The organism is Candidatus Hydrogenedentota bacterium (genome assembly GCA_012730045.1).
Taxonomy (GTDB): domain Bacteria; phylum Hydrogenedentota; class Hydrogenedentia; order Hydrogenedentales; family CAITNO01; genus JAAYBR01.
In genome coordinates this window covers 1-11,565 of the sequence record JAAYBR010000084.1, presented here as the reverse complement: position 1 = coordinate 11,565, position 11,565 = coordinate 1, and the positions used below count along the sequence as shown (strand labels likewise).

Annotated in this window: 6 protein-coding genes; all 6 read right to left on the bottom strand. The window is 70.7% G+C overall.

The features are described from left to right. Nucleotides 1-54: 54 nt before the first annotated feature. The 6 genes from GXY15_08615 to GXY15_08590 all read right to left on the bottom strand — a co-directional run bounded on the left by GXY15_08615 (nt 55) and on the right by GXY15_08590 (nt 11,431). The gene (locus GXY15_08615; protein ID NLV41278.1) at nt 55-2,193 is read right to left on the bottom strand and encodes a PASTA domain-containing protein; all 2,139 of its coding nucleotides are present in this window, start codon (nt 2,191-2,193) and stop codon (nt 55-57) included. 173 nt (nt 2,194-2,366) lie between these two features. Further along, complete coding sequence (locus GXY15_08610; GenBank protein ID NLV41277.1) at nt 2,367-4,718, bottom strand: hypothetical protein; 2,352 nt, start codon at nt 4,716-4,718, stop codon at nt 2,367-2,369. A gap of 89 nt (nt 4,719-4,807) precedes the next feature. Further along, nucleotides 4,808-8,041, bottom strand: a complete 3,234-nt coding sequence (locus GXY15_08605; protein NLV41276.1) for a hypothetical protein — start codon at nt 8,039-8,041, stop codon at nt 4,808-4,810. 65 nt (nt 8,042-8,106) lie between these two features. Beyond that, the gene (locus GXY15_08600) at nt 8,107-9,111 is read right to left on the bottom strand and encodes an alpha/beta fold hydrolase (GenBank protein NLV41275.1); all 1,005 of its coding nucleotides are present in this window, start codon (nt 9,109-9,111) and stop codon (nt 8,107-8,109) included. Between the two features lie 263 nt (nt 9,112-9,374). Then, entirely contained in the window at nt 9,375-10,568 is a 1,194-nt protein-coding gene (locus GXY15_08595; GenBank protein NLV41274.1) for a Fic family protein, read from the bottom strand. Nucleotides 10,569-10,702: 134 nt separating this feature from the next. Then, nucleotides 10,703-11,431 (bottom strand): hypothetical protein, encoded by a 729-nt coding sequence (locus tag GXY15_08590; GenBank protein NLV41273.1) that lies wholly within the window; start codon nt 11,429-11,431, stop codon nt 10,703-10,705. Nucleotides 11,432-11,565: the final 134 nt, after the last annotated feature.

The following is an 11,565-nucleotide window of genomic DNA, read 5'->3' as shown; positions in this document are numbered from 1 at the left end:
GGTCCAACCCATCCGACCCGTCTGACTGGTCAGACCGGTCCGACCGGTCCCCTGTCAGGGGTCGAGGCGGATGTAGTCGCTGAAGCGCTCCGAGACGTTGTCGGCGCCGTCGCGGTACTGGACGCGGACGGTGTAGTGGCCCGGCGCGGTGCCGCCGAGGGTCCAGGCCTTGACCGCCGCAGGGGGCTCCCAGCGGCTCCAGGTGGACCCGTTGTTGCTGAAGCGCATGCGCGTCACGCCCGCGCCGGCCCCGTCCTGCCAGGCCAGACCAAGGGTGACCTCGGGGGAGCGGGTGGCGGACTGGCCGTTGTTGATGACAATGGTCCCCGAGGGGGGCGCTGTGTCGAGGCGGATGTAGTCCCTGAACACCGGCGACCGCGCGTTGTCCCGGTCGAGGTACTGCACGCGGACGGTACGGTGGCCGTCGGGCCCCTCGGGCAGCGTGTACGCCCGGATGTCCACGAGGCGCTCCCAGGGGGACCAGGTGGCCCCGTCGTTGCTGAAGCGCATCCGCGACAGGCCGGGGCCGCCGGTGGCGGATCCCCACAGGGACAGCGTGACTTCGCGGCTGTTGGTCGCCGACCGGTTGTTGTTGATGAGGATGCCGCCCGTGATGCCGTAGGCCACTGTGAGGTCCACGGCGGACCCGGGGGCCGCGGAGGCCCCCGCCGCCGGGGACTGGCCAAGCACTGTGCCCGGCGCGGCGGTCGCGCTGAAGGCCTCGGTGACGGCGCCGACGGCGAGCCCAGCCACGGCCAGGGCACCCTCGGCCTCCGCCAGCGTCATGCCGGACAGGTCGGGCACGGTGGCGCTGGTGTCAAACGCGCGGGGCTGCGCGGCAACCTGCAGGGGCTCTGCCTGGTTTACCAGCAGTCGCAGCCCCTCCGCGTCCGTCATGCCGGGGGGCATGTAGTAAATGGTCCGCCCCAGACCGAACAGCTTGAACGGGCTGGTTTTCGGGTCCGTGTTGGGGATGGACGGCAGCCCGCTTCCCGGCACGCCGATGACGAAATGCCCGCTCTGGCCGTAGGCGTGGGCGTCGCCGGTGCACTGGGTCGTGCCCGCGTTGGCCTCGTCCAGATAGTAGGACGAGACCGTCATCCCGACGATGTCGGTGATCAGGGTGTGCAGCATGAGGAGCGTGCCCTGCGGGCCCCGCGCCAGCTCCCAGGCGATCTGCCCCTCGGGAACCGTGTCCACCACGCCGTCCATGACGACAGGCGCGTCCATGTTGTTGTTGAGGTACTCCATGCCGGAGGCCTCGGGGCTGTAGTCGAGGAGGTCCATGATCGCCGGGATCGAGTGGACGCGCAGATGGGTGATGACGTCCTCGCGCCGCTCGTAGAAGGCGTGCGTCCGCTGGGTGCGCGGGCCGCTGTTGGCGCCCACATAGCCGCGCAGCGCGCGCACCGGGCCGCTCTTGTTGATGATGAAGGCGCCCTCGGCGGCGGAGAAGGTGTCCTCGCTGCGTTCGCAGATGCCCGGGGCGAAGAGGTTCTTGTGCCGGTCCAGGATGTCCACACCCGTCGCGTCCCCGGCGAACACGCGCAGCCCGTCCAGCTTCCACCGGTCCGAGAAATGCCGCTCGTAGAAGTCCGTGGTGATGAGGCTGTCCTCCGGGTTGGGGCCAGCGCTGATCTTGTAGTTGGCCTTGTACTCGCCCGCGTTCAGGCTGAACGCGTAGTCCACGTAGCTCTTCCCCGCGCCGGGGTCCAGCCCGCCGTCCGAGGCGAACAGGTAGACAACCCCCGCCGCGCCGTCCACCGGATCCGTAAGGGTGACCTGAACCGCCGTGTCCCCCGCGACGCCCGCAGGCGCCGCCGCATACGCGGGGCAGGCCTCCCCGGCGTCCTTCACCATGAACACGATCTCATCGTCCGCGTCCAGCGTTGTGTCCGGGTCCGGCCCCGTGAAGGTGCCCGCGTCCGTGTAGTCCAGGCGGGAAAAGCTGCCGTAGGTGGTGCTGCCGTTGTACACCTGCGTGAAGTTGATGACCGCCCGCTCGTCCACCTGCACGGGAATCTGCGTCCACGCCCCGTCAAACGCGAAGGCGACCAGACTGCCGGGCGCGATGCCCAGGAGGGAGGGAACGTCCGCGCCCGTGAGCACCACGGGATCGGCGGGCCGGTCAACCGCGGCCGCGGCCGAAAGGGAAAGGCACACAACAAAGGCCGAAATCAGAAAAGCGCGCATGGCGTCACTCCTTTTTGCCCTGCAATTCCAAGGTTCCCGCACGACGCGCATCCGGGAAGGGGCCGGGGGGAAGCCCGGCGATCCCAGGGGTCCGCGCGCCCGGGAACGTCCCGTCCGACTGGTCAGACCCGTCCGACCTGTCCGACTGGTCAGACCCGTCCGACCGGCCCCTGTCACGGGTCGAGGCGGATGTAGTCGCTGAAGCGCTCCGAGACGTTGTCGGCGCCGTCGCGGTACTGGACGCGGACGGTGTAGTAGCCCGGCGCGGTGCCGCCGAGGGTCCAGGCCCTGACCGCCGCCGGGGGTTCCCAGGGGCTCCAGGTGGACCCGTTGTTGCTGAAGCGCATGCGCGTCACGCCCGCGCCGGCCCCGTCCTGCCAGGCAAGCCCGAGCGTGACCTCGGGCGAGCGGGTGGCGAAGCCGTTGCCGTTGATCACGATCGTCCCCGAGGGGGGCGTCGTGTCGAGGCGGATATAGTCCTTGAACACCGGCGACCGCGCGTTGGCCCGGTCGAGGTACTGCACGCGGACGGTGCGGTGGCCGTCGGGCCCCTCCGGCAGGGTGTATGCCCGGGAGTCCGCCAGGCGCTCCCAGGCGGACCAGACCGCGCCGTCGTTGCTGAACCGCATGCGCGACACGCCGGGGCCGCCGGTGGCCGACGCCCACAGGGCAAGGGCAACCGCGCGGTTGTTGGTCGCCGACCGGTTGTTGTTGATGAGGATGCCGCCGAGGATGTCGTAGGGGTCGCTGCTGATTACCGTCGGGGGCCCGTCGAAGGCGGTGCCCCCGGAGTTCTCCGACAGGTCGGTCCCCTCGATGACGATTTCCGCCAGCCCCTCGGGGTCCTCCGGAGCGACCGTGAAGGTGAAGGCGTAGGCCTGGCCGTCCTGGGACAGGAAGGCGGCGGGCCGCCCGTTGACCGTGACGACCGGGAGGTCCGCCAGGGGCTCCGAGGCGGAGAAAGAGAGCGTGACCTCCTGTCCGGCCTGGGCAAATGCGGGCGCGGCGGCCAGGTTCACGAAGGAGGGGGCCTTCACGTCCGGCGGCTCCTGGCCGCGGGGGTAGGTGTCGGGGACCACGCGCAGGCCGGAGCACAGTTTGATGCCGTCGTAGTCCAGCTCGATGAAGAAGCCCCGCCACCCGGTGGCGGGGGTTTCCGGCGGGGCGATGTACACGCCGTCGCCCTCGGGGTCCGTGAGGACGGTGGAGGTCCACTGCGGCCCGAAGGTCTGCAGGCGGAAATCGCGCTGGTCCGGGTTGTGGGCCTGCCACACCTTGACCTGTCCGGGCAGGGTGCGCGCCTCCACGCGGATGGAGCCGTCGTCCTCGAAGGACCACGAGAAGTCGGGGATGCTCCCCTCACTGCCGGGTCGGAGCACGCTGACAAACGCGATCAGGGGGCCGAGCGCGTCGAGGTTGGAGGAGTCGAAGCCGAGGCCGTGGTCGGTGTTGGGCATGTAGACAATCCGGTTGACCCCGGGCAGGTAGTCGAAGTAGAACTTGACGGCGTCGGGGAGGAAGAACTGGTCGCCCGTGCTGTTGATGATCAGTTTGGGCATGGTCAGGCGGTCGCGGTAGGTGAAGGGGTCCACAATCCGGGCCAGGTCGCGGCCGGCGTCCGTGTCAAGCCGGTCGAAGACGTTCATGTTCGTGTAGTCGCGCACCGCCGTGGAGTAGCCGCCCTGGATGTAGTGGGCCGCGTCGTTCAGCGGATAGCCGCTGTAGGCGTTCTTGTGGTGGGTCATCTGCTTGTTCATGTTCAGCACGTCTATCACCATGGGCACAATGCCCACGACCCGCCGCTGGGGGTCGGCCGCCGCCGTCAGCCAGGTGGTCCAGCCGCGCTTGGACGCCCCGGCCACCACGAACCGGTCCACCTCCAGGGTGGTGTTCTGCGCGGTGAACTCCTGCACGGCGTCCATGGCCTTCACGGCCGCCTTCGTCATCGGCAGCAACAGCGGCCATTCCGGGTCCGGGTGCGGCCCCGTGCCCGTGTACAGGTCCAGGTACTTGTCCATGGTGTACGAGATGATCGCGTCCTCCGTGCGGTTGGAGGACTCCCCGGCAAAGCGCACCGGCTCGTTCGGGACGAACTGAAGGTAGGCGATGCTGCACCCCACGATGGCGGACAGGAACCCGTACTCGCTCACGTCATTCGGCGTGCTGCTGTTGCTGCCGCCCTCGACGATCAGCAGGCAGGTGCTGGGGTCCGCGTTGTACGGCACCACAATGTGCAGGAAATGCCGCCACAGCTCCTTGTTCGGGCTCGTTGAGGCGAAGTCCGCCGTGGTCCGCCACGTCTGCGACGTCATGTTCAGGACATACAGCGTGCCGATCTGCGGCCCCGACCCGTCCAGCCCGTAGACCGGTTCCGTGCTGTGCAGCGACCACCCGTACGAGGCGTCCGGCTTCTCCACATAGTCGTCCAGCGCCGTGCGCACCGGCGCGCCGGCATGCCCGGCGGCCGCCGCCAGGACAAGAATGAGAAGGACGGAAAGGAACCGGGGAAGGGACGCGGGGTTCATGTGGGGACTCCTTGGCTCGGGCTTGGAGAGGGGTTTAGCATACCTCCGGCGCGGAACGCAAACTGGGGCGGCAACCCGGATTCCCCCCGCTACGGGGTCACCCGCAGGGCGGCCGCGCCGCGCACTTCGAGGCGGCCGCCGTGGTCGGCCGTGGCCGCGCCGCCCCAGGCGGGCAGGGCCACCGCGGACACCTTCGCGCCGGGGGCCAGCCGCCAGGTGACGGTGGCGAAGGCGGTCTCCTCGCGGGTGAGGGGGCGGGCCGTCGGGAAGGCCGCCAGCAGCACCAGGGCGCCCTCGTCGTTCACCTCGGCGCGGACGCCGTCCCCGGCGCCGCCGGGCAGCCAGGTGAAGCCGGGCACCCCGGGCGCGGGCAGCGCGACCAGCACGGCCTTGACCCGCGCGCGGCCGTCGAAGGAGAGCATCACCCGCAGACGCCCCTCGCGGGCGCCGTCGGGCGTGTCTTCCGGGAAGGCTTCGGGCGCAAGCCGCCCGGACACGGCGCTGCGCTCCGTGTAGCGGTAGCCGCCGGGCAGCACGCCGCGCAGGTCCGTGCCGGGCACCTCGACCCGGAGGTCCACGGACCCGTCCTCGGCGGCGCTCTCGGGCACCCGCGCGAGGGCGCCCTCGCCGCCGGGCACGGGGCTCCACTCGGCGCGCCGCGCGCCAAACCACAGCACGGCGTCGCGGGGCAGCCCGCGACCCGTCACGGCGACGATGTTCCCGCCCTCGGCCGGGCCGGAGGGGGGCTCCACCGCGGCGATGTAGGGGGTGCCGTAGACCGGCGCGGGGTCGGGGTCCGCCCCGTCTCCCACGCCGTCGCCGTCGGAGTCGGAATTGCGCGGGTCCGTCTCGCCGGGGTCCACCACCCCGTTGCGGTTCCAGTCCTCCATGCCGTCGGGGACGCCGTCGCCGTCGGCGTCGTCGCGCAGCCAGTCGGTCTCGCCGGGGTCGCGCGCGCCGTTCCCGTTCACGTCCTCCAAGTCGTCCGCCAGCCCGTCGCCGTCCATGTCCGCAGTCTCCGCGGCCCCGCGCGCCAGCCACACCGCCAGCTGCTCCACAAAGCGCGCGGCCGCCGCGTCGCCCCGCTCGGCGGCGTCGAGCAGCGCGGGGGAGGACAGGGCCGCCACGCGCCCGTGGCCGAAGGCGCGCGCCATGAACACGGCCGGGCCGCCTTCGGCCCCGCGCATCTGGTGGAAGTCCGCCAGGGGGCGGCCGGGGGGGCGCGGTCCCGGTTCGAGCATGGAGAACCCGACCGCGCCGCCCGCGGGGAGGTCCGGCCAGAACCGCAGCGGGCCGCCGCGCGTGCCGGCGGCCGGGCCCTCCGCGGCGGCGGCGGATTCGGCGCCCACGGCGATGCCGAAAGGGGCCAGCCACAGCGCCAGCGCGCGCGCCGTGTCCGCCTCGCCCCCGATGACCAGCAGCCCGCCGCCGCCCGACACATGCTCCTGGAGCTGCTGCCGCGCGAAGTAGCCGGAGGCCAGGGCGCGCGCGTTCGCCGCCACCACGCGCCATGCCCCGAGGCCGCCCGAAAGCGGCGCGGACGCGGACGTGTGCGAGAGGTGCGCGGGGGGGCCGGAGAGCCGCGCCCGCAGGGCGGGCCAGCCGTCCGCCGCGCCGCCGCCGGGGCACACCCAGAGCATGCGCGCCACCCGGGTCTCCGCCGCCCGCACGCGCACCAGCGTGTCCGCCGCGCCCGCCCCGGCAACCCGCGTCCGGAGGAGGCCCTCCGTGGCCGCCCCGGCGGGCAGCCGTGCGGGGTCCGCCCCCAGGTAGACGGTGCCCGGCCCCGTGCCCGCGCGGGGATGCAGCACGAGCCAGGGCATCGCCGCCGCGTTGTAGTCCACCGTCCACGCGGCCCCCGGGGGCGCCGCGATGTTCAGCGCGCGCAGTTCGCGGCCCGCCGCCGCCCCGCGCAGCTCCACGGCGTGGGGCGCGGCCGCCGGGGATACGGCGGGGGTGTCTCCGGGCTCCCCCGTGTCCGGCAGCGGCACAATCGCCGTCACCTGCCCCGATTGCAGGGTGACCGAGGGCCCCTCCGCCGTGGCGGGGTCCAGCCGGTATACCCGGGACGCCTCCCCCGCGAGCAGCGTGTCCCCGTCCCATGAGAGGGCGCGCACCGGCGCGGCGAAGACGCGCGACGGCCCCGCGCCCCGGACCCCCTCCGGCCAGATTTCCAGCCGCCGCCCCAGCGCCACCGCCGCCGTGTCCCCGCCGTCCGGCACGGAGGCGAACAGGAACCCCTCGGCCGCCCCGGTGAGGGCCGCCTCGCCGGTCTTGGTCCAGCCCTCGTCCCCGGCGCCGGCGTCCATCCGCGCCAGATACGCGAAATCCGTCCCCGGCACCGTCGTGCCCGCGCGGCAGGCGTCCCCGCGCAGGAAGTGCAGGGCGTCCGGCCCCGCCTCGCCCCGCAGGCGCACGGGCGCGGGCGCCCAGGCGCGCGCGAAAGTGTCGAAGAAGAAGACCAGGCTGAACGGCTCGCCGGACGGATCGTCCAGCGCCGCGCCCGAGACCACCGCCGCCACCAGCCCCCCCCCCGGCGACACGGCCAGCGCGCGCGCCAAACCGCAGGCGGAATCCCAGCCGGGGGCTTCCGGCAGCGGGTGCCGCTGCGGCTGCGCCGACCCGGGAACGCACAGCGACAGCACGGGCGGCCCGCCGTCCGCGGGGGCGCAGAACGCGGCCACCAGCGGCATCGGGGTGCCTGTCACATCGGGGTCGGGCGCCGTGAAGACCACGCCCGCAGGCCGCCCGGGGAGCGCCCACTCCTCCTCCATGTACGGGGCGAGGCCCGCCGGCGTCACCGTGTGCAGGCGCAGGCGCCCGCGCCCCGTCTCCCCGAACACGCCCGCGACCACGGCGAGATGCAGGCCGTAGCCCGGCAGCTCGTGCGCCGCCGCAGGCACTTCCCGCCAGCCCGCCTCGGACCGGAAGGCCAGCAGGTCCACAGGCGTCAGCCCCGGCACGCGCACCAGCGAGCCCGCCGTGTCGGGAAATCCGGGTTCGGGATGCCGCGGCACGGTGTCCGGGCCGCTCCCCGCCAGGCACACCCCCGCCCCCGGCAGCAGCCGCGGCGGCGCCGTGGACACGGCCCCCGGCAGGCGCAGCGGCGCGGACGGCGCCTCCTCCGCGCCGGGGTCCACCGTGTGCAGGTAGACCGCCGCCGACTGCCCCAGCGCGGACAGTGAGGCGGTCTCCACGAGCGCCCGGCCGGCGGACACGCGGCCGCCCCCCGCAACGGCGGCAAGCGCCGCCGCCGCGAGGAGTCCCGCACGGAGCGCGGCCGTCCGCCGCGCGCGTCTTCCGCCTGTGTTTTCAGCCGTCATGGGCCTGGCGCTCCCGTCCTCCGGAGAGCATAGCACACGCGCCCGCGGCGCGTTTCAGCCCCCGGTCAGCGCCGGTTCAGGTGCTCCCCGAGGAAGGCGTAGGCTTGCGCGCGGACGGCGTCGGGGAAGTCGTGCGCATCGTCGGGATACTCGGCGCGGAGGGCGTCCGCCGCGCCGAGCCGGGTGTAGACGGTTTGCGCCGCCGCGACGCAGCGGCGCACGCCCGACACGTCGAAGTTTTCATCGCGCAGGGGGGCGTTGATGAACAGCGGGCGCGGGGCGAGGGCGGCCAGCAGCTCCGGGAAGTCGAAGGGCATGCGCGCGGGGTCCTTGCCGAACTCCGACGCGATGGCGGGCATGTAGCCGTCATGGGTCCAGCCGGTGAGGTCGCCGCCGTAGTAGTCGGCGAAGGAGGTGAAGCCGCAGCTCGTGACGGCCACCCGGACGCGCGGGTCGAAGACGGCGAGGAAGAGCGTGTTGTGGCCGCCGAGGGAGTGCCCGATGCAGCCGATCCTCTCCGGGTCCGCCTCGGGCAGCGACCGGAGCAGGTCCACACAGCGCATGTGGTTCCAGATGCCCTTCATGCTGGCGCTTTTGTAGCCCCGGGCGTACAGCTCCCGGCGGGCATCCCCGTAGTCGCCAAACCCGGGGTAGTCCGGCGCCAGGGTGACAAAGCCGCACTCCGCCAGCTCCTGCGCGTAGTTGCGGTTCGTGCCCCCGCCCCGCCCCGTGACCACGTCCTTGCCCAGGGACGAGGTGGGGTGGAGGCAAAGCACCGCCGGCGCGCGGCCCTTCAGACCCTTGGGAATCAGCAGGCAAGCGGGCAGGCGGTCCCATAGCTCCACAGCGAAGGTGATCCGCCGCTGCGTGTACGCCGGAAAGTCCGTCTCCTCCAACACCTTCACGTCCGGCGGCACGATGCAGTCCGCGCCCGGCAGCGGACCCATCACCCGCTGCATCCCCTCCAGCACGCGGGCGCGGCCGGGGTCCCCCTCCGCCGACGAAGCGATGCCGCCAAGAAGAAGCAGCCCCAGCGCCGCGGCCGCGAAAACGAACCTCTTAAGACACATGCGCCGTCTCCTTCTCACGCCGGCAGACCCGGCGCAGGGACATGATGAAGAAGACGGCGCAGAAAATCAACGGGGGAGAAGGGATGGGAGTTATGGGAAGCATGGGAGTCATGGGAAGAGGAGGAAGACCGCCGCCGCGCGCGCCGGGGGACGCGGACGCCCGCAAACGGCCACAGTTCATTTTGAAAAGCCCCAGAACCCAGTGATGAGGAGCGGGGGCGCTGCGGCGCACTGAGCGGAGATTTCTCGCCCCCAGCAAAGGGTCAGTCTTCCTTCGTTCCTGATGGGGGCTTGTTCTGGCTCCGCAGCGGCAGAAACTGACGGATGACTTCACGCCGCGCGCGAACACGCTTTCCCTTGCGCTCCACGAGATTCATCTTAACCAGGGCGTTCAAATCGCGCTGCGCAGTCTTCGTTGTCTTCTTCGCATAGGCCTTGGCCAATCGCGGCGTGAGCTCGACCACCTTTCCCACGTCAATCCATTCCTCGTGGGCGCCCAAATCCAGCACCAGCTTTCGCTGGCGGTCCTGGCTTTCCCCGGTCTTGTTCTTGAAGGCCTCATGGACGTAGTTCCGCCACACCACGTCCCATTGCTGCGTCCAAATGTACTCAAGCTGCTCCCGCAGTCCGTCCACAAACCCCTGGACCGCATACGCCAGAAAAGGAAGGATGTCCCCCCCCGACTTGCTGGCATACTCCAACTGCCTGTAGTACTCGCTCCGGGTTTGGTTGTAGTGGTTGCTCAGCAGGTGTGCCGCCGGCGAGGGGATGCCCGCCGCAAGCAGGATATGGAACTCAAGCAGCCGCGCCACGCGGCCATTGCCGTCGCCGAAGGGGTGTATCCAGGCGAGATACAGGTGCGCGACCACGGCCTTGATGACGGCATACACCGTCTCCAGCCCGGGAGGCGCCTCGAAATCGGGGCCGTCCAGCCACGAGCAAAGGCGGTCCACCAGGTACGCGCAGTCGTTCGCCGGAGCGCCCCGGTACACGCTGCCCACCACCACGGAATGGGTTCGCATTTCCCCCGGCACCACCCCCTCGCCCGCGGGAAGCGCGTTCAGCAGTTTGCGGTTATAGCCGCAGAGCAGCTCCAGGGTCAGGCTGGGCAGCGTGCCCTCCGCAACGTCCCGGCCGATGGAGTTGCAGACCGCAATGACGTTGTCCACCTCCTGTCCCAGGTATTGCTTCGAGGGGGCAACAGGCCGCTCCCCTTCGACCATCCTGAGCACTTCGGCCTCCGAGAGGGTGTTTCCCTCTATGGCCGTGGTGGCGGCGACCCCCTTCGCAAGGTAAATCCTGTGAAGGGTCTCCGCCGTGGAGGGGCGGAGCGGAACGCGCGAGATGTGCTCGCACTTGGACACGGCCTCCCCCAAGCCGAGCCACAACTGCGGGTGCGCCCGCCCCAAGTCAAACCGGAAAGATATCCATGGGTGTGTCCGCTCGTATGTCCGCATGAATGTCCCTCTTTATGTCCAGTTTCTGAATCACGCAATATCTTGCCATAAAATGGGATGCAATGCAAGATTGGTTAATATGAGGCAAAATATGTCCGGAAAGATGTCCACTTGTGTCGGCCTTGGAATTTGCGCTATTGAGGACGTTGCCCGGTATTTGCGTCCGCCGTCGGGGAGGGGGAGGGATCGTCCCGCAAGACGCGGGTGAGGGCGTCGTGGACCGAGAGGGTGACCAGGGGGGTCAGAGGGAAGATGAGGAAGTAGGTCACGAGGGAGAGGGCAAGCTCGGGGGTGGTGTAAAGCGGGTGGCAGAAGGTGCCCGAGACCTTGGCGGCCCAGCTCATCCGGAAAAGCGCCAGAGCCACCACCGTTCCGGCGGCAACGGCCAACGCGACGGCGCGGGCGCGCCGTCCGAATGTCGTCCCGGTCCCGGGACGCCACCGCACAAGCAAGAATCCGATGTTCAGCCAGACCATGCCGCCGCTGAAGTTTATCGCCGCCCGTTGCTGCCACGTCATGGGGATATCGTCATACCAGGGAACGCCTATTACTTGCCACAGCCCGCTCCACACGCTGAGTGGCAACTCCTCCCTTCCATTGATGAAAAGCAGGGGCAGGAATAGGGGAAGAAAGACCGTTGCAAGAGAGAGCGCCACCGCAAGGCACAGGCGAAGCACGGAGCGGTGGGCTAGCACGGGCCCGAGGAAGAACGCCGCCTGAAACGCAAAGGGCCTGATGGGAAAGTCGGGCAGGCCATGTCTGGCAGTCATCATGTCGAAGACGGCGAGGGTGCCCGAGGCCGCGCCCACCAATATGACGGCGCTCTTCTCCGAACGAAAGAGACCTGCTGTTCCCGTGGCCATGGCGTCCTCCCTGACTGTGCAACCGGGACCATCCTACCACAGGCGTGGGCGGTGCCGGAGCGGAGAAGTAACCACCGATGAACACCGATAAACACCGATGAGGGGGATGGCCGCTTCTTTGCGGCCGGGGGATG

What these genes read in the sequence shown, in the direction of transcription:
- GXY15_08595 (NLV41274.1), bottom strand. Translation starts at nt 10,568, where the DNA reads ATGCGGACATACGAGCGGACACACCCATGGATATCTTTCCGGTTTGAC.
- GXY15_08600 (NLV41275.1), bottom strand. Translation starts at nt 9,111, where the DNA reads ATGTGTCTTAAGAGGTTCGTTTTCGCGGCCGCGGCGCTGGGGCTGCTT.
- GXY15_08590 (NLV41273.1), bottom strand. Translation starts at nt 11,431, where the DNA reads ATGGCCACGGGAACAGCAGGTCTCTTTCGTTCGGAGAAGAGCGCCGTC.
- GXY15_08610 (NLV41277.1), bottom strand. Translation starts at nt 4,718, where the DNA reads ATGAACCCCGCGTCCCTTCCCCGGTTCCTTTCCGTCCTTCTCATTCTT.
- GXY15_08605 (NLV41276.1), bottom strand. Translation starts at nt 8,041, where the DNA reads ATGACGGCTGAAAACACAGGCGGAAGACGCGCGCGGCGGACGGCCGCG.
- GXY15_08615 (NLV41278.1), bottom strand. Translation starts at nt 2,193, where the DNA reads ATGCGCGCTTTTCTGATTTCGGCCTTTGTTGTGTGCCTTTCCCTTTCG.